Origin of the sequence: Chryseobacterium geocarposphaerae (assembly GCF_002797535.1) — a bacterium.
GTDB classification, from domain to species: Bacteria; Bacteroidota; Bacteroidia; order Flavobacteriales; family Weeksellaceae; genus Chryseobacterium; species Chryseobacterium geocarposphaerae.
Window position 1 is genome coordinate 1,268,838 of record NZ_PGFD01000001.1, and the last position, 19,707, is coordinate 1,288,544.

At 36.7% G+C, this 19,707-nt stretch carries 12 protein-coding genes; 2 read left to right on the plus strand and 10 right to left on the minus strand.

All coding sequences use genetic code 11. The features are described 5' to 3' along the window. The first annotated feature begins 213 nt into the window (after positions 1-213). Both CLV73_RS05580 and CLV73_RS05585 read left to right on the plus strand, forming a co-directional pair. Positions 214-1,257 carry a GntR family transcriptional regulator gene (locus CLV73_RS05580; RefSeq protein ID WP_100375865.1) on the plus strand — a complete coding sequence of 348 codons (1,044 nt, stop codon included), beginning with the start codon at positions 214-216 and terminating at the stop codon, positions 1,255-1,257. Between the two features lie 80 nt (positions 1,258-1,337). Beyond that, the gene (locus tag CLV73_RS05585; RefSeq protein ID WP_100375866.1) at positions 1,338-1,781 is read left to right on the plus strand and encodes a nuclear transport factor 2 family protein; all 444 of its coding nucleotides are present in this window, start codon (positions 1,338-1,340) and stop codon (positions 1,779-1,781) included. Between the two features lie 471 nt (positions 1,782-2,252). Here CLV73_RS05585 and CLV73_RS05590 read toward each other — a convergent pair whose 3' ends face one another. From CLV73_RS05590 to CLV73_RS05635, 10 genes are all read right to left on the minus strand, one after another. Next, positions 2,253-3,404 carry an alpha-hydroxy acid oxidase gene (locus tag CLV73_RS05590; RefSeq protein ID WP_100375867.1) on the minus strand — a complete coding sequence of 384 codons (1,152 nt, stop codon included), beginning with the start codon at positions 3,402-3,404 and terminating at the stop codon, positions 2,253-2,255. Between the two features lie 79 nt (positions 3,405-3,483). Next, positions 3,484-4,869 (minus strand): FGGY-family carbohydrate kinase, encoded by a 1,386-nt coding sequence (locus tag CLV73_RS05595; protein ID WP_100375868.1) that lies wholly within the window; start codon positions 4,867-4,869, stop codon positions 3,484-3,486. A 259-nt stretch (positions 4,870-5,128) separates the two neighbouring features. Continuing rightward, positions 5,129-6,409: a sugar isomerase gene (locus CLV73_RS05600; protein WP_100375869.1), complete on the minus strand. Its 1,281-nt coding sequence runs from the start codon at positions 6,407-6,409 to the stop codon at positions 5,129-5,131. Between the two features lie 192 nt (positions 6,410-6,601). Beyond that, positions 6,602-8,704, minus strand: coding sequence for a bifunctional aldolase/short-chain dehydrogenase (locus CLV73_RS05605; RefSeq protein WP_100375870.1), 2,103 nt, complete (start codon positions 8,702-8,704; stop codon positions 6,602-6,604). Between the two features lie 249 nt (positions 8,705-8,953). Further along, entirely contained in the window at positions 8,954-11,032 is a 2,079-nt protein-coding gene (locus CLV73_RS05610; RefSeq protein WP_185116758.1) for a RagB/SusD family nutrient uptake outer membrane protein, read from the minus strand. An 18-nt stretch (positions 11,033-11,050) separates the two neighbouring features. After that, a complete protein-coding gene (locus tag CLV73_RS05615) occupies positions 11,051-14,092 on the minus strand; it encodes a SusC/RagA family TonB-linked outer membrane protein (RefSeq protein WP_100375872.1) in 3,042 nt (1,013 codons plus the stop codon). A gap of 317 nt (positions 14,093-14,409) precedes the next feature. Continuing rightward, a complete protein-coding gene (gene rhaT / locus CLV73_RS05620) occupies positions 14,410-15,498 on the minus strand; it encodes an L-rhamnose/proton symporter RhaT (protein WP_100375873.1) in 1,089 nt (362 codons plus the stop codon). A gap of 382 nt (positions 15,499-15,880) precedes the next feature. After that, positions 15,881-17,029, minus strand: a complete 1,149-nt coding sequence (locus tag CLV73_RS05625; RefSeq protein WP_185116759.1) for a glycoside hydrolase family 88/105 protein — start codon at positions 17,027-17,029, stop codon at positions 15,881-15,883. Positions 17,030-17,035: 6 nt separating this feature from the next. After that, entirely contained in the window at positions 17,036-17,812 is a 777-nt protein-coding gene (locus CLV73_RS05630) for a rhamnogalacturonan acetylesterase (RefSeq protein ID WP_100375875.1), read from the minus strand. Positions 17,813-17,821: 9 nt separating this feature from the next. Next, a complete protein-coding gene (locus tag CLV73_RS05635) occupies positions 17,822-19,702 on the minus strand; it encodes a rhamnogalacturonan lyase (RefSeq protein WP_100375876.1) in 1,881 nt (626 codons plus the stop codon). Positions 19,703-19,707 lie beyond the last annotated feature (5 nt).

Sequence of the window (19,707 nt, forward strand, 5' to 3'; positions counted from 1 at the left end):
TTCAAAGGTTTAAAACTGATAATTAAAATCCATTGATTTCCTTCTTAAATAAACATATTTCTTACATTAATTTTAGTTGAATAATTGTATCGTTATTAATTCAACATACCTAAAGAATAATTTATAAAAAATTCGTAACTTGTCTCCCATGATTGTAAGTCAAATTTTAGAGTTATTTCTTAATTTGATGCTAAATTCCTTTTATTTAAAGCCATGGCAGAAACATTCGAAATTTACATTAATGAACATTCAAGAGTGCCGAAATACAAGCAGATTGTAGATTCTATTCTGAATGGAATTGATGGCGGAGAGATCCAGATCGGAGAAAAAATCCCTTCCATCAATGAGCTTAGTGAATCCTGTTTTCTTTCACGAGATACAGTAGAAAAAGCCTACAAAGAGCTGAGGAAAAGACAAATCATCGAATCTGTAAAAGGCAAAGGATATTACATTTCCCGTGTGAATAAAAATGATATCATTAATATCTTCTTTCTGATTAACAAACCGAGCACTTATAAAATGATGATCTATAATTATTTCGTCAATGCAATCGGTTCCAAAGGCAATGTGGAGATGTACATCTACCATTGTGATGAGACACTTTTCATCAATTCACTAAAGAAAAATATTGGCGGATTCGATTATTATGTGATTATGCCCCACTTCCGCGACGAGCAGTCAAAACATACGAGCTCCACACAGGAAGTGATCGATATGATCGAAAAAATCCCGAAGAATAAACTATTGATACTGGATAATACAAAGCCTAATATTTCAGGAGAATACGGCTCCATTTTTCAGGACTTTGAACATGATATTTATGACGCTTTGAAGGAAGGTCTGGATAAAATCAGGAAATACGAAAAAATTATCTTGGTATATCCTGATAAATCGATTCATCCCTATCCTTTCCGTATTGTCCGTGGTTTTGAGAATTTTTGCAGGGATTTTAAACTGGACTATGAAATTCTGGATGAAATCTATCCTGATATGGAATTACAGAAAGATATTTTTATTACCATTCGCGAACGCGATCTGGTGAATCTAGTAAAACAGGTAAGACAAAATAATTTAAAATTAGGCGAGGATATCGGAATTATTTCCTACAACGAAACCCCATTGAAAGAACTACTGGGAATTACGGTAATTACTACAGATTTTAAAGCAATGGGTGAATCTGCAGCCTATATGATTTTAAAAAATAAAAAGGAATCCGTGAATAATGTATTCAAATTTATTCAAAGGGATTCTTTATAGATTTTTATTTATTGCTGAGCTCTAGATGTCTAAATGCAATCGATTACGCAAATTAAACTATACAAAAATATAATTCAGTTATGATTAAAAAATTAATTTTCGCCACGATTTTTATGTTGGCATTCACTGTTTCCGCACAAAAAATAGATGATAAAGAAGCAGTAGCTGCCGTTGCCGAAAAATTAAGATTAGCGATGATAAGCGGAGAAAAGTCTGATTTGGAATCTTTGATTTTACCGGAATTAACATACGGACATTCGGGAGGTCATATTGATGATGCCAAAGAATTTGTAGAAAAACTGGTAAGCAAAAAGTCTGACTTTTTAACGATTGATATTACGAACCAAACAGTGAATATTGTCGGAAATACAGCAATTGTTCGCCATCATTTTTATGCAACGACTGCTGATGCAGGAAAAGCTCCCGGTGATGTAACACTGGATATTTTATTAGTTTGGGTTAAAGTGAAAAACGACTGGAAATTGTTGGCGAGACAGGCCGTGAAAGCAGAAAAAAAGAAATAGTTGTAGCTATTATATGATAAATTAAAATTCGCAAGGTTTTCTTTGCGAATTTTTGTTGTGAAAAATATTTAATTTTGAATCATTAAGATTTTATTAAGAGGTTTAGAATATTAAGATAAACTTCTTTAATCAGAATGCTTATAAAAATCTATTTGATTTTTTCTTAATTACACTTAACAACTTAAATGTTCTTAATGGTTTAAAATACATTGTTGAAATCATTATTTTTTCTTGACGCAAAGATTTTACATTTCATTTGGAATATTTTGAGTAAGCAAAGAATGAAATCAATAAATTGATTTTTGAAGCTAGCTTCATGAGCGACAAAGTCGCCTTACTTTGCTTACTCAAAACTTTGTAATTTTAAAATTAAATCTTTGCGTTTAAAACTTGTTTTTAAGTTTTGGCTAAAGCCAAAATGTTTTAATAAAAAAAACGGGCTAAAGCCCGTTTCTATTTGAATATTTATTCTTATTTCACCCTAAACTTCTGCAAATCTTCCGTTCTTTCACAGCAAAGCTGCTCCATAACCTGCCTGAATTGCATTTTAAGCATTTCAATGATGTGATCTCCACCTTTGTCTCCCAATGCTCCGACTGCATACATAAACGTTCTTCCCATAAAGGTAAATTCTGCACCGCAGCTCAAAGCACGGGCAACATCCGGACCGGTTCTTACTCCACTGTCCATCATGATTTTGATCTGATCTTTATATTTTTCACTGATTTCTTTTACCACAGCAATTGTAGATTCACCGGCATCAAGCTGTCTTCCTCCATGATTGGAGATAATCATCCCGTCAAATCCCAACCGTACGGCTTCTTCGGCATCTTCATCAGAAGCAACGCCTTTAATCACCAATTTCCCTTTCCATTTATCCCGGATTGCCTTGATCCTATCCGAATTCAATCTTCCTGAAAATGTAGAATTCATGAACTGGCCCAACTGTTTCACGTTCATGTTTTTATCCATGTATTTTTCCATGGTCTTAAAACTCGGAATACCGTGTTTCAGCATTTCTAAACACCATTGAGGTTTTACCAACGCCTGAGAAACATTTCTGAAATTCAACTGAGGCGGCATTGCTAAACCATTTCGGATCTCTTTGGCTCTATAGCCGAAAGTCGGAACATCTGATAACACACACAGTACATCATACCCTGAAGCTTCGCAACGATCAAGAATATCATTACGCAGCCACTCTTCTCTAGGATGATACAACTGATACCAGGCTTTTCCTTCTGTTAACTCCGCAATTCTTTCGATGCTGCTCGTTGTCACTGTACTTAAAATAAAAGGAATGTTATGTTTAAAAGCAGCTTTTGCCAGAATTTCCGGAGCGTTTGGCCACATCAATCCCTGCAAGCCAACGGGAGAAATTCCGAAAGGAGCAGAATATTTTACGCCGAATAATTCGGTTTCCATATTGGCCTCCGCAAAATTATTATTCAAATAACGCGGACGGAGCAAAACTTCTCTCAATTCATTTGTATTGCGGTCTCTGTTGATGTTTTCATTACAACCTCCATCTAAATATTCAAAGGCGAAACGGGGCATCCTTTTCTGAGCTCTTTCAATCAGTAATTCAAGAGAAGCGTAACGGGTATCAAATGGAAATGACATAATTGGTTGTTGGTTGTTGGTTAATAGTTGTTAGTTTTTGAGATTTTGCTATCACCTGATAACCAACAACTAAAATATTTTATACATTAAGAATTAAAGGTTGAAGTACTTTCATCTGATAATGCTGCTGCAAAAAAGTATCGTCGATTTTCTTATTCGAAATCACCATGGAAGCTCCCAGTGCAGAACCCAAAGGAGAATGTGTAGACATCACATGATAATCCTGGAAATGGTGAGACATCAGCTTCATGAATACATCATTATCGGTGAATCCGCCATCGATATAAATGGTTTTGATATCTGAGTTTCCAATCGCATTTTTAATGGTATGAATCTGTAAATCCATTAATTCGATCATTAATTGATGATAAGCTTCTTCAAAGGTAGCAAAAGAGTTTAAATCTGTTGCACTTATCATTTTACGCTTCAGTATAATGCCTTCAAAACGGAAATATACTGCTTTGTGCTTCATTAAACGAAGGTATAAATCCTGATCAAACTGAACTTCCCTGTGGAAACCATATTCTTTACCGTAATGAGCACACAGTTTCTCCACCTGAATTTTGTATTCGTTACCCATGAAAAAACGGGAGGCTTTTACTCGCTTTCCATCGATTCGCATATAATTCAGGCAATTGTTTTCAATATCTTCATCAGTTAAGCTTTCATCACTAAACGGATTTAAAGAGATACTCCAGGTTCCTGTAGAGAGCAATAAAAACGGTTCTTTTTTACTTAAAATATAGGGTAAAAGCGCTGAAGAACTATCGTGAATTCCAACACCTATTTTAATTTTCTTATTTCTGTAAGAAGTATTGATGCTCGCAGAAGTCGGTACAATCGGTGGCAATAAGGCATCGATTTCTTCTTCGTATACCCAGTCATGATAATCGGCTTTGTCATAATCCCACAAATTGGTGTGGCAGCCTATGGAAGTAAATTCCGACACGCAAATTCCGGTAAACAAATAGGATAAATACTGAGGTAGATGAAGGCTGTAACGGATCTTTTTAAATACTTCAGGATGTTTATATTTTAACCAGAATAATTGCAATCCTGAGTTCAGCATTCCGGCCTGAGGAGAAGCCGTTTCACGGGCAATTTTCAGCTTGCTTCCGTGTTTTTCGTAAAACAGATCAAGAATTTCCCGATCCATCGGTTTGGTGTAATTGTACAACGGTGTCAGAACATTTCCTTTCTGGTCCAGATGTACAAAACTCGCTCCGTAGGTTGAAAAATTGATGGCTTTTACTTCAAAATTTTCATCATCCAAAATGGCATTAAAATTATCTTTAATCCAGTTTTGTAAGGCTGCAAGATCTTCTGTCGGATAGCCATCTTCATCGGTTGTGAGCGGCAGTTCTGTGTACTCACGAACGACCTCTTTATAATTTTTATCAAATAAAAAGAATTTTTTATTGGTCTTTCCAATATCAAATACGATGGTTACCTTTTTTTTAGACATTCCTGCGATGAATTAAATTGTATATGATGAACGAAATAATTTTTTTCAGATTGGTTTGTAATGTACATTTCATTTTACACCATTAAGGAGTGTTCAGATATTAAAATTTATTAAGAAAAATCCACTATTTTCTGAGGCGTTATACCTAAAATCCCAATAATCTAAACACTTTCAACCTTAATGATTAAAAAAATAAGGATACATATAATTGAAAACTTTCGATTGCACCTGAAAGTTCAAATTATCAATTTTAAACAGATTATAATCCCGTCGCTTTTACATTCAGGCCTCTTTCAGAGATTAAATTTTCTCTTACTTTAAGGTTTCTGTAAGCTGCGATCGGATCCAGTGCTGCACCCGTCTGTAATCTTGCAGCTCTTAGTAACGGACGAACGTCTGTTCTGTACGCGTTTTGTAAAATCTCCTGCGCACGAACAACGTCATTATTCAATTGAGCATCTTTCAATGCTTTCTGATCTACTAAAAGTGCCTGCGCATAAGCAATTAAAATCGCTTCTAAAGACTGGATCAGGTCTTCCAACGGATCTTTGATGTTATGACTTGCGTCGATCATCCAAGCCGGATAAGGATTTTGAGGGTTATTCTCGATTCCGTATACCAATTCGTTAAAGATTAAGAATAACGCATAAGGCTTGATAGAACCTACGGTTAAATCATCATCTCCATATTTGCTGTCGTTAAAATGAAAACCACCTAGTTTTCCTTTATACATTAAGGTTGCAACAATTTGTTCGATGTTTGAATTGGGTAAATGGTGTCCCAAATCTACCAATGTGTACGCTCTTTCCCCACAGGCATTTGCCAACATGAAAGACGTTCCCCAATCCTGGATCGTTGTTGAATAGAAATTAGGCTCGTAAGGCTTATATTCGATGAATAATTTCCAGTCTTCCGGCATTCCTGCATAGATTTCTTTTAAGCTCTGTTCAGTTTTTGACAAAGCGGTCTGGAAATTCAATTGCCCAGGGAAACTAGCTCCATCAGCCAACCAAACGGTTAAGCTTTTTGAATCCAATTCTTTCCCGATTCTGATCACTTCTTTATTATGTCCCACAGCATACGCTCTTGAATCTTCATTTACGGAATTTAACGATCCAAATTTATATGAATGTTTTGCATCCGGCTGATCCTGGAATGTATTGGAATTCATCGCATCAAAAACAAGTCCGTGAGAAGCGGCTTTTTCTTTGATTGCTTTCACATCATCCGGAATATCCCATGGAATATGTAATGAAACTGCTCCCGCAGAATGTGTCAAAGCATGAATTAATCCAACATCATCAAGCTTTTGTTCTAAAGTAGCAGGTTCTCCTCCGTAAGAAAATCTTCCGAAACGGGTTCCTCCTGCTCCTAATGCCCAACTCGGAATAGCTACCTGAAAATCGGCAATTTTATTGACGATTTCAGCAACATTTACTCCTGTTTTTGTTAGTTTATCTGATAAATAAGCGAAGTCTGAATTGAAGTTTTCAACCTCGCTTTTATTATTTTGTTCAATGATATCTTTTTCTATAATCATATTTTGATTTTTGATTTTACCACAAAAGTCACAAAAAACCTTTTTAATTTTTAAAGTTTAAAATTATTGAAAATAAAAGCTCAAAAAAGCTTTGTTTATATTGAAAATAATTTACATAATCCTTTTTTGATCTTATCAAAATTAAATGATGTCTCTAAGAAACTTTTGTGTTTTTTGTGGTTAAATTTATTATTATCTTGGGAACGCATTTGCCATTCCGCCGTCTACATTGATGATGTTTCCTGTACTCTTGTCTAAAATGGCAACACAGGCAAAAACTCCATTGGCAATATCTTCAGGAAGAATAATTTCGTTCAGTAAATTTCTTTTCGCATAAAATGCCGGTAATTCTTCAACTGAAATTCCGTTGGCTTTTGCCCTGCCTTCTGCCCAAGAACCTTCCCAGATTTTGCTTCCAACGATAACTCCGTCCGGATTTACAACGTTTACTCTGATCTTATCAGTCGCCAATTCTGCCGCCAATAATCTTGTCATGTGTTGTTGCGCCGCTTTTGCCGTTCCGTATGCTACGTTATTGGGTCCTGCAACTAAACCATTTTTACTTGCAATATTGACAATATCTCCTCCTAAACCTTGTTTTTTGATGATTTCAACACCATTTTTAATCATTAAAAACTGGCCTTTAACCAAAACATCTTCTAATAAATCCCAGTCCTTTGTTGTAGTATCTTCTAATGATTTAGAAATTGCCAAACCTGCGGAATGAATAATGATATCTACTCCACCGAAAGCTAAAACCGTTTCTTTGAAGGCGTTTGCGATTGCCTGTTCGTTCGTTACATCACACGGAACCCCTACAGCCTGATCTTTATTGTATTTCGCCGTTACAGAGTCTAAAACTTCCTGATTTAAATCTGTGAATACTACCACTGCACCTTCCTGAACCATTTTATCAGCAATTGCCTGCCCGATTCCGCCTCCGGCTCCGGTTACGACAGCGACTTTTCTTGACAATGGTTTTTCTTTTGGCATTCTCTGAAGTTTTGCTTCTTCCAGCAGCCAATATTCGATATCGAAAGCTTCCTGTCTTGGCAAAGATGTGTATTCTGAAATTGCTTCAGCACCACGCATTACATTAATTGCATTTACATAAAATTCGCTTGCAACCCGCGTTGTCTGCTTATCTTTTGAGAAACTGAACATTCCCACTCCAGGATAAATGATGATCACCGGATTCGGATCACGCATTGCAGGACTATTCGGATGCTTGCAAGTTTCGTAATATTCTTTGTATTCTTCTCTATATTGTTCGAAAAGCGGCGTCAGTTTATTTAAAACTGCAGCTGAATCTGTCAAATCTTCATTTGGGGAAAGGCTTAAGATCAACGGCTGGATTTTCGTTCTTAAAAAATGATCAGGACATGAGGTTCCCAATGGAGCCAAACGATCCAAATCGTTGCTGTTAATAAATTCTAAAACGGTATCGCTGTCTGTAAAATGACCTACCATTCTATTTTCCGAAGAAGCTAAACCACGCAACAACGGCATGATCTGAGCCGCTTTGATCTTACGGTCAACCGGAGAAAGAGATTCTACTTTCTCACCACCGAAAACTTGGCCGTTTTCTTCGATTTTCTTAGCAATATACTCAGAAGCCATTTCAATAACTTCCAAGCTGTTGATATAGCATTCGTAAGAAGTATCTCCCCAGGTAAACAAACCGTGACTTCCTAAAACGATTCCTCTGATCCCCGGATTATCATTTAAACATTTTTCAAGTTGTAATCCTAAATCGAAACCGGGACGTTGCCATGGAACCCATCCCATGGTATCTCCCCAGATTTCTTTTGTGATTTTTTCACTGTCTTTTGCTGCAGCTACTGCAATTAAAGCATCCGGATGAAGATGATCAATATGTTTGAATGGAAGAAGCCCGTGAAGAGGTGTATCAATAGAAGGCGCTTTGCTGTCCAGATCGAAAATACAATGGTTGAATAGGCCTACCATTCTGTCTTCGTCTGCTAAGCCCCGATAAACATTTTTTAAGTTTCGTAGCCTTTCGGTATACAAACCTGCAATTCCTTTTCTCGTCAGAGTTCCTATGTCACCACCTGAACCCTTCACCCACATTACCTCAACATTTTCATTAGTTAGCGGATCTTTTTCTATGGTCTTGCAACTTGTATTTCCTCCTCCATAATTCGTGATTCTTAAATCAGCTCCCAGAATGTTTGAACGATATAAAAATAAAGCAACCTGATCATCTCCTAAAGCCGCCGCCTTATTTTCATCCCATAGATAGTCTACGTATTTGAATGTTTTTACTTTTTCCATTGTTTGTCTCTTATATTTCTAAATTATAATCCAAAAGTAGATGGTAATATTTGTTACAGCATCCCGTACTATACTGGTAAATACTGATTTTAAAGATAAATTAACGTTTGATTTTTTTTAGCTTAATTTACTTTGTATCAATATTATTGGATTATTATGATTCGTATTTTATGATTTGTTGATTTTTAAAACTTAAACATTAAGAAAAATGAGTTTTCTTAATGTTTAAATTTTCTATGTGGGTATTGATTAATATCCAGGAAGCTGGGTCAGATTGGGATTATCAACCAAAGGATGACCTGCAGAGGCTGCTGCGAAAGGAAGCAATTCTGTTTTGTTTTGTACAAATCCATAGAAAAGACCGTCTCCTCCACCTTCGATCCAGTTTGGATAGGTTCCTCCGTTTTCGGCTGAGCCTGTTGGTTTGGTATAAATGATATTTCCTATCTGGAGCTGTCCTGCAGAACCACCTATAAAGCCGGCTGTTTTTTTAGCGTTGGTATTAAATGTACTGTTATAAGCTTGAAACATATTGGTAGGATACCATTTGTCATTTATTGTTGTAGTTTGTCCATGTGCTGTTACAATAGCTCTTAATGCAGCCTGATAAGCATCAAAACCTGTAGAACTTGTCGGAACATTTGTAATTGTTGCAATTTCTGAAGGACTTGTAATATCAATATATTTTAAAGCTAAAAATGGATCCCCATACACTTGCGCGTTCTTTTCAAGTTTATACAAACGGTAAACGGGAGTACTGGCATATGGTCCTGTTTTATTTGATAAGTTTTTCATTGCCTGTTTTGTGGCTTCAATTTCACTTGCCAAACGATTCATTCTTATTAAATCTGTACGAAGATTAAATTCTCCTGCAAATTCCCATTTACGCTCCTGAACAATTGCATTTTCAAATGCCTGCTGACCGCTTGGTATAGGCAGTGAACCTATTCCCGCACGAGTTCTCACTTGTTGTAAAGCAGCAGTTCCTGCCGCAGTAGGTCCTCCATTTAAGTAATTCTGTGTTTCTGCATACATCAATAAAACATCTGCATATCTTAGAATAGGAATATTCAGATTACGTGCATCTGCCGCCTGAGGTGCCACACACCATCCCATTCTGAATTTACCTGCCATGATGCAGGAGAATGTAGTTCCTGCATTTACCCAGGTATCACTTGCTGTACCGTTGTTTAGGAAGTATATACTGTATGAGGTACAAGACACATCCCTTCTCGTATCTCCCTGATTAAAAGACAAATAATAACTAGGAAGTACAAATTGCAATGCTTTTCTGGAACCGTAGGTTCCTCCACGAGAGCCCTCATTAGCATATACTCCAAAAGCTGAATTGGTGTTAGCTCCGTACTCAGCGATTTGCCACATGATCTCTGGATTAGTTACTGAAAATTTTCTCTGGCAGAAATTGAACCATAATGCCTCGAAGCCACTTTTACCACTTTGGGCCTGAACTAAAGAATTTGTTCCGCCGTTAATAATAGCTGCACAGGCATTATCTGCAATCTGATACAGCTGCTGAACTCTATTATTATCGCTACGACGAGACATCATTGCACCACTTCCTGTATTAAGATCCCAACGAAGAGAATATCCTGCTGCATATAAGGCAATTCTTGCCAATAAAGCATTAACAGATTGTTTAGTTAAACGTTCTGTAGTAGAATACCCGCTTTGTGCAAAACTTGGCATTACCGCCACAGCTTCCTGGAGATCACCAATAATGCGATCGTAAATTTCATCGCGTGAAGAGCGTTTAGGGTATAGTGTACTTGGATCATTCGGATCCATCTCATCCAAAGGTTTAAAAACCGAAGGAACATCTCCGTAAACACGGATTAAGTTATAATAACAAAATGCACGAATCGCTTTAACTTCTGCTAATAAAGCATCACGTTTTGTACTTGCTTCCATTTTGCTCAATCCGCTCACGGCAATATTGGTTCTTTCAATAACGGCGTACATTGCAGAATAAACTCCTGTTACTGTATTGGGAGTGTAGGCATCAAATTGGTAATTGCAAATATTATATTTTGAATTGTTTGTAGAACCGTCTTCAGAAGAGTGAATAACTGTGTCTCCGGCTCCCAGCTGATAATACATTTCTGTTGGAACCAAACCTCTGTAGCAGCCTAATACAAACATTTCTGCCGTATCTATATTATTAAATACCGATTCCGTATCTAAAGAATTATAAGCAGGCTGATCCAGAAAATCATTGCTGCATGAATTCATCAATAAAACCCCAACAAAAACCGAGGGAAATATGATTATTTTTTTTAAAAATCCGGGAGAATTATATATTTTTTTCATGATTTAAATATTAACATATTAGAAAGTTAAATTAAGCCCAAGAACATAGCTTCTTGAACGTGGATAAGTAGAACTGTCATATCCAGGGGTAACTGTCACACCACTCGCTGCAGAAACTTCAGGATCATAGCCTGAATATCCTGTAATGGTTGCTACGTTATTAACTGTAAAATAAATACGGGCGTTGGTTAACATTACTTTGCTCAAAAAATCTTTAGGGAAAGAATATCCTAATGTGATCTGAGCAATTCTCAAATATGAGCCCTCTTCTACATAATATGATGAAGGATAAGCGATATTCGCTGTATTGGTATTGCTTAAACTCCAGAGTCTGGAACCTTCATCGGGATTAAGTTCTTTTAATCTCACCAAGTTTGTTGTTGCCAATCCTGTATTCGGATCAATTAAATGATAGTAATTGTTTCCGAATTCTGAAGGAACATTCTGGAACATGGCATAAGGGCTTAAACTTTGTTTTGTAGCATTATAAATATCATTCCCAACGCTGAATTTCATAAATATCCCCAGGTCAAAACCTTTGTAGGAGAAGTTATTGCTTATTCCTCCGATAAAATCAGGGGTACCATTTCCGATTTTCTGCATTTTTCTTGTAAACTGATCTCCAGCCGCATTATCTGCTGCAAACTTCATATCACCTGGCTTTGGAGTTCCGGAAGAAGGCTTTACAACCCCCGGCTTTAAGGTTAATGATCCATCAGCATTCTGTATAAAATCATCAGTAGTATAAATTCCCTGGTAAACGTAGCCGTACATATCTCCTAGCTCCTGCCCAACAGTTGCATAATAAGTTACCATCCCTGTTCTGCTGCCTCCAACACTGAATGTTTTATTCAATTGCCCGTCTTCAAGAGAAAGCACACGTGATTTATTGAAAGAAATATTTAGATCTGTTGTCCATCTGAAACTTTCTGATTTTAAGTTCACCGTATTTAACGTAAATTCCATCCCTCTGTTTCTCATGGAGCCGATATTTTGATATTGCCTTGAGTATCCTGTAGAAACCGGAAGTAAACTTTCTAGCAACATTTTGTTGACGTTATTATTGTACCATTCGGATGTTAATTTAATTCTATTGTTGAAAAACGCAAGATCTACTCCAATATTCGTTGTTCTCAGCTCTTCCCATTGCAGAGTAGGATTTCCCCAGTTTGTACTTGTAACATAAGCCGGATATCCCTGAGTATTATTTATCGGATAATCTGTCAGTAAAACATTGGTTCTCCATAAATTATTGGAAACCCCATTATTTCCCGTTACCCCGTATTCGATTCTTAATTTAAAATCATTGATAATATTATTGATTTTATGATCCTGCCAGAAGCTTTCCTGAGAAACGCGCCATGCTCCCGCTACGGAAGGAAAATATCCCCAACGAACATCTCTAGCAAATTTTGAAGAACCATCGGCACGTATTGTTCCTGTAATTAAGTAACGGTTGTCATAGCTATAATTTACACGTCCGAAATATGAAAGTAAGCTATTGCTTGATCTGTCTGTATTTTTATCCGAGACCGTTGCATTTGAAATATCATCCAATCCAAAGTTAGGATAAGGGAATTTAATCAGTCTCATGCTGCTTCCTTCAGATTCTTCATACCATATTTCATTTCCAATTAAAGCATTTACTTTATGTTTTTCGCCAAAAGTTTTATTATAATTTAAAGTATTGGTGATCTGATAACGGAATGACTCTGCATTGGAAATGCTTCCGTTAATTCCTGTATTTACAGGATCCGTAAGGTAGGCACGGGAATTTCGGTCTGAAAACGAAGTTGATTTACTGTTTGTCCAGCTATATTGCCCTGCAGTTCTCCATGTGAAGTTTTTCAAGAAGTCAAATTCAATACCTGCATTAGCGACGAAAGTTCTGGTACGTTTGTTAGAAGTTGATGCCTGGGTTTCAATATATGGATTTTCTGTATCAAATCCAGAATCTAAAGATGAAAAATCAGGAAAAGTCTGAATGTTGAATAGCTGGTCCGTTGTAAACAATGTTCCTCCGTTAATAGGCTGAAGAAGAATTTTTTTCATTCCTGAATAGGCCCCTCCTCCATTCAAAGAATTATTCGTAAACATAGTATTGAAATCTACTCTTACTCCTTTATACAGTTCGGAATTGATGTTGGCCCGAAGTGAGTTTCTTGTTTCACTGAAATTTTGAAGCAAACCATCCTGCTTATTATAATTATAACTGATGAATGCTTGTGTTTTATCATTTCCTGCAGAAACATTTACATTGTGGCTTTGAGTTACTCCTGTTCCTCCCAACATCTTATCCTGCCAGTCTACTGCTGCTGCAGATCCGTAACGATTGGCAATTCTCTGGAATGCTCCGGAATAGAATCCCGGTGTATCTGTTCCTAAACCATTATCAAAAACATTACTCCATTGTGATGCTTTTGACTGAAGCTGCGCCAATTCGTACTGATATTTCACATATTGCTCCGGATTGGAAACCATATCAAGCTTTTTCGAAAGCATATCAAAGGACATAAACGTATTGTAGTTAATCACCGTTCTTCCTTTTTTACCGTTCTTGGTTTTAATCACAATAATCCCGTTAGAACCACGCGCTCCGTAAATTGCAATTGCAGAAGCTCCTTTCAAAATGTCAATACTTTCAATATCATTTGGATTAATAACATTTAATGCATTATCTAACTGAAAACCGTCAACAATATAAAGCGGATCCGAACTTTGCGTAATTGAAGAACCTCCTCTTACTGTAACGTTGGCACCTGCTCCCGGAGCTCCACCCGCTGTCACAATATTCAAACCGGCAGCTCTTCCCTGTAATGCCTGTAAAGCATTCATAGCCGGCGTAGCTGCTAAATCTTTTGCTGAAACTGAAGATACTGATCCTGTTAAGTCTGATTTCTTCACTTTACCATAACCGATCACCACAACTTCTTCAATATCTTTAGTCTTGTTTTTTACAGTGTCATTTACTGTCTTTTGTCCGAATACAAAGCCAGATGCCAGCAAAAATAGCGGTGCAATAAGCGGCTTAAAATTCTTCTGTTTGATTTTAATAGACATATATCAATTTTTATCTTACCAAAATACATCGTTACAGAAATTCCGGCATCCTGCCATATCCTGCATCAAAATATTCATATTTCAACTCAAATAAATAAGAAAATCGCAAACATTAATCACAAATATTAAAAATTTAATCACATTAAATTGAATTAAATTCAAAATTCGCAAGAAATAGTATTACCAAAAACTGTAGTACTCCCCCGAAAAGTTATTCCTTACATAAAAAGGTACTGAAAAATCAGTACCTTAAAAGAGTTATCAACTAACCCAGAAACTATATGAATAATAAAAAGTATATTAAATTTACCAGCCATCTATCGCAAAGAATTCCCGTATCCTACAATTAAGATAGAAATAAACATTACAATCATCCCCATAACAATGGTAGAAATCGTTTTTTTGGAAACGCCTTTCCATTCTTTAATGATGATGCCCCATAGATTAGCGATCAAGATGATAAATGCCATATGTAAAATCCATGAACTCGGACCATTCCCCATTTTACTTTCTCCCATACCATAAAAGAAAAACTGTAGAAACCACATCGTTCCTGCCAATGCACAAAAGATAATATTTGCTAAAACAGGTACATTTTTTTTCTTATAATCAGTATACGATTTATTTTTAAATGAAAGATAAAGACAGCCAATCAGGTTAGTTGCCATTCCTCCCCAAAGCACTACAACATAGGTTACATTATTCTGAAAAAGGAATTCTCCCTGTCCCGGATTTGCAGCTTTCCACAGATCGTTAGCAATAATTGCCATTGGTTTTCCGGCTTCCAGACCAAAATTAAAACAGGCACTTAAAATTCCTGAAATAATGGAAACTAATAAACCTAGTCCGAATTTATATTCTGTTTTTACTTCTGTTCCGTGAGGATCTAAAGAATCGGTTTGCAATTCCTTTTCCTTCATCATTCCGGCTTTTCCACTGATAATAATACCTACTACGCAGACCAGAAGCCCCAGTAAAACAAATTGTCCCCATCTATTGGAAAACATTAAGCCTATATTATCTTTTCCCGATTGTGGAGAAAATTCATAATAAATAGAAGGAACCAATGACCCGAAAATCATACATAGCCCCAAAATAATGCTGCTTCCTAATGCAACGCCTAAATATCGGACACCTAAACCATAAGTAAAACCTCCGATCCCCCACAAAGCACCGAACAGAAACGTTAATCCCAATATTGATGAGCTTTCATTCTGGATGATCTCCCAAAAATTCGGTATCGTCATAAAAGCAGCCAGTGGTGGTACAATAATCCAGGAGAATATTCCTCCTATCAGCCAGTACGTTTCCCAAGACCAACCTTTTACTTTTTTATAGGGCAGATAAAAACTCCCTGACGAAAACCCTCCTAAAAAATGGAAAAAAACTCCTAATAATGCGTTCATACTTTTATCTTATGATTGAATTTGAAAATTAATACTATGGAATCGATTGCGCATCTTGTAGTGTCATGCACCTGATTTTATTATTTTTCTTTTCGGTAATAAAACTAAGATTTTTTATCAATTCTGTTATATTAATTGAAAAAGGCCGTTTTAGAGTTCCTAAACCTTATTTAATATAAAGGTTTTCAATACGATAGCTCATTAACTAAATGAATAAGGAGTGAATAGTTTCACTCTTTTAAGCAAAAATTTCCCAAGATACTTTTACCATTTTCATATCTGAAATGATAAAATTGGAGTTGAGAATATTACTTATAAAAAAATAAGGGCTTAACTAAATTTCTTCTATTTTAATTAACCCCTTATTAATCACATAATTCTATTATTTCAATTTATAAACTTCACTAGCTGCAAGCAATACACAACCCAATCCGTAGTCTTCAAAATCCGGAACTTTGTCTATAGCTAAAGGCTGTCCGTCTTTGGGTTCTTTTCCGGTTCCCTGAACCCAACCTAGAAATCCGTTCGGCTGAACAGAATCTTTTACAATCGCGTTCCATGCCTTAATCAGAACAGGTAAATATGTTTTTTTATCAATTAAACCTTTGTTAATTCCATACGCCATTCCGTAAACAAATAAAGCCGTTCCTGTTGTTTCTTTCCCACCAAAATTGGTTGGATCATGAAGACTTACATTCCAGAAACCATCTTCTCTCTGAAGAGGAACTAATGCTGATAAAAGATCTTTATAATCCTGTAAATATTCCTTATAATGAGGATCAGATTTTGGTGTATCTTCTAAAGTCCGGGCTAATGCAGCTACTACCCAGCCATTACCGCGGCTCCAGTAGCAGTCTTCCCCGTTAGGCTCTTTATAGGGTGGAACGAAACTTTTATCCCTCCACCAAAGCTTATCTTTTGCGTTGTACAAACCATTTCCGCCATGCTTGTATTTTGTAAAGGCATACATTTCATAATTTCTGTCAAAATATTTTTTGTCACCCGTAATTCTTCCCAACTTTGTAAAAATAGGCATCGACATTTGCAAAGCATCAATCCACCACCAGTCATCAACCTGCTTGGTTGCAATCATACTGTCGATAGAAGCTTTTACGGCTTTAATTCTTTCAGAGTTTTTCTTCCCATCAATTTCATAAAGATCAATATAAGTCTGTCCACAAGCCTGATGGTCTGCATTTCGTGTATATGTTCCGCGCATCAAATCCCAGTTGTGCTTTTGCGACCAATCCATAGCATAGTTATAATATTCTTTTTTAGGATCTACTTTGTATAAAGCTATTAATCCTTCATAATAAACAGCACGCGTCCAGAGATTACTCGGCCATACTTTTTTTCCCACAATCTCTTTTCCCGGATCGGGCCATTTGTTCATAAAATATCGATTGGCACGTTCTGCAACTTCCAAAACTTCTTTTTTATCGGGAAGAGACGTTTTTTGTTTTTGAGCGGAACACGAAGAGAAGCCTCCGATCATCATCACAAAAAGACTTGCCGTTAATAGTTTTCTCATAATATTTTATTTTATATATTTTTTTAATTCACATTTTTTCAGTTGCCTAATTCCTTTTGTTACCAACTCTGCATTTAAGATGGCTCCTTCCTTATTAGTATGCGTATGATCTTTTGGAAAGAATATTTTCACTTTCTCCGGTCCCATTTTCTGATATCTTTCTATAACCATTTCATTCAGGTCAATAAAATAGGCTCCGGTTTGCCCTGCAACTTCTTTTGCCCAAACACCGTATTTATCTTTTTCTATTTTCCCGTCTTTGTCAAAAACATTTCTTGGAATCGGTGAAACAATAATTGGAATGGCTCCTTTTTCTTTAGCTTCATTTGCATATTTTCTCATGTAATACCCATAAGTATACACCGTTTCGTTTACTTTCCGGATCGGATTGTATATATCTTTAGACTCTTCTCCGATACCTTTAATAGTTCCCCTTGCTCTTAAAGTATCTGCCAATTCGCCTCCGTCATTGTGGCCGAACTGCATCAACACATAATCGCCTTTTTTAATAGTCTTCATAATGGAATCCCATCTTCCTTCCGTTAAAAAAGTTCTGCTGCTTCGTCCGCCTTTTGCGTGATTCTGAATTTCAATTCTATTGGTATATAAAAACAAATCCATAAAACTTCCCCATCCCCAAAGTGAATCCGCACCTTTTCCTGAACCGTTCTGTACTGTAGAGTCGCCGATAATATACAAAACGGGTTTGTCCTGAATCTTTTGAAATGAAACTCCTAAAAGCACAATCAATATAACAAACGGAATAATAAATTTGATTTTCATAAAATGATTTTATTTTTTGGGATTTACTATATAAATATTTGGCTTCGGAATTTCTTTCACCGATTCATCCAGATAATAATCCGTATGTGGCGGTTGATTATATCCTACATTTTGCCATACAATACTCAAACGGTATTGTGGATTATGCATCAGAGTATACAATCGATGTTTCGTCGGAATAGTCGTACAGAAAATTCTCAATTCCTGATTATCTGAGGTTCTGTACATCACTTCTTCTCGCCAGTCTCCAAATAAGTCGGCAACCAAAGACGGGTTTTTCTTCGTTCCGTTATTCGATTCACATTGAAACTTTTTAGCATCAAAGATGACATTTGACTTCGAGTTTTTCCAGTCCCATTTTGAAACAACAGTTCCGTCTAAAATTTCGTTTAAAAAATCACCGTCCCAATAAATTCCCATGTTACAGGCCGGACTTTTTTCATCGATTTTATTTCCTTTAACATCGTAAAGCCCTTTCACTCCGGCTCCTGCAGCCCAACACTCCGAGCCTTCATAACGGGGATCAATATTTAAAGACAATCCCCTTCCTGGTCCCTGAAACTTACTTTTCGAACTATATTCCAATGAAGGTAATTTCCATAGTACTTTTCCTGTTTTCCCATCCCTGAAATGGGCTCCTGCATCATCAAATCGCTCCTGAATATCAAAAATTTCCAATCCTGGATTGGATGGATCTAAATCTCCAACGTGCAACGCATCGCCGTGACCATAACCTGTACTGTTCAACACTTTTCCGTCATCATCAACCGTCATTGCACCGAAAATAATCTCATCTTTTCCGTCATTGTCAACATCGGCAATCGTTAAATTATGATTTCCTTGTCCCCGATATTTTCTATTTTCTTCCGAGCTTTCTGTATCAAAAAGCCAGCGAAGACTGAGTTTTTTATCTTTATAATCCCAGGCTGCAATGGCTGTTCTGGTGTAATATCCCCTCGACATAATTACACTCGGAGTTTTTCCGTCCAAGTAAGCAACAGCACCCAAAAACCGGTCGATACGGTTTCCTTTGGCGTCGCCCCAGGTTTCGGTCATTTGTTCGTTAGTAGGATTTAAACTTCCTGCGAATCTTGGAACCTCATAATTTACCGTGTTAATTTCCGCTCCTGTTTGTCCGTCAAAAACCGTCAGATATTCCGGTCCGGAAAGTATCATCCCGTTTTCATTGACATAATTTTTGGTTGGGTCTCCGATAAACTTTCCTTTTCCGTCCTTACTTCCATCTGCAGTTTTCATTACGATTTCGGCTTTTCCGTCCTGGTCTAAATCATATACCAAAAACTGCGTATAATGCGCTCCTTCCCTGATATTTTTACCTAAATTAATTTCCCACAAAAACTGCCCATTCAGTTTATAAGCCTGAATAATCGGCGGGTCAGTCTCTCCTTTCTGACTGTTGTCGTGTGATCTTCCTGTTTGATGAAGAATAATTTCATACTCTCCGTCGCCATCCAAATCGGCAACTGAAGCATCATTCGGAGTGTATCCAACAGGTGTTTTTAAAGGAATTGATAAATAAGGTTTTTGATTCGCCGTGTACTTGGCAAAATCTTGGTCAACGTCCTGATGTTGCGTATTTGATTTTACGAAATAAGTATAGTTTTTTCCTTTGTCAGCGGTTTTATCTAAAAAGTTTGTTTCATTGAACAATGGTTTTTCATTCAGCTTTTTGGTTTGATTATTTTCTCTGCGGTACACATCGAAATGGGTATCCTGAGCTTCTGTTCCCAGCAATCGCCAACTTATAAACACACCCGATTCTGCTGGAATAGCAACGATTCCACGCTTTAAATATTCCATTTGTCTCTGCGCTGAAAATATCTGCGAAAGAAAAATAGCGGATGTAATGAAGATATATTTGATTTTCATATATA

Excerpts from the sequence above, each read along its gene's own strand:
- CLV73_RS05635 (WP_100375876.1), bottom strand. The coding sequence starts at position 19,702 with ATGAAAATCAAATATATCTTCATTACATCCGCTATTTTTCTTTCGCAG.
- CLV73_RS05600 (WP_100375869.1), bottom strand. The coding sequence starts at position 6,409 with ATGATTATAGAAAAAGATATCATTGAACAAAATAATAAAAGCGAGGTT.
- CLV73_RS05615 (WP_100375872.1), bottom strand. The coding sequence starts at position 14,092 with ATGTCTATTAAAATCAAACAGAAGAATTTTAAGCCGCTTATTGCACCG.
- rhaT (WP_100375873.1), bottom strand. The coding sequence starts at position 15,498 with ATGAACGCATTATTAGGAGTTTTTTTCCATTTTTTAGGAGGGTTTTCG.
- CLV73_RS05605 (WP_100375870.1), bottom strand. The coding sequence starts at position 8,704 with ATGGAAAAAGTAAAAACATTCAAATACGTAGACTATCTATGGGATGAA.
- CLV73_RS05610 (WP_185116758.1), bottom strand. The coding sequence starts at position 11,032 with ATGAAAAAAATATATAATTCTCCCGGATTTTTAAAAAAAATAATCATA.
- CLV73_RS05590 (WP_100375867.1), bottom strand. The coding sequence starts at position 3,404 with ATGTCATTTCCATTTGATACCCGTTACGCTTCTCTTGAATTACTGATT.
- CLV73_RS05580 (WP_100375865.1), top strand. The coding sequence starts at position 214 with ATGGCAGAAACATTCGAAATTTACATTAATGAACATTCAAGAGTGCCG.
- CLV73_RS05585 (WP_100375866.1), top strand. The coding sequence starts at position 1,338 with ATGATTAAAAAATTAATTTTCGCCACGATTTTTATGTTGGCATTCACT.
- CLV73_RS05630 (WP_100375875.1), bottom strand. The coding sequence starts at position 17,812 with ATGAAAATCAAATTTATTATTCCGTTTGTTATATTGATTGTGCTTTTA.
- CLV73_RS05625 (WP_185116759.1), bottom strand. The coding sequence starts at position 17,029 with ATGAGAAAACTATTAACGGCAAGTCTTTTTGTGATGATGATCGGAGGC.
- CLV73_RS05595 (WP_100375868.1), bottom strand. The coding sequence starts at position 4,869 with ATGTCTAAAAAAAAGGTAACCATCGTATTTGATATTGGAAAGACCAAT.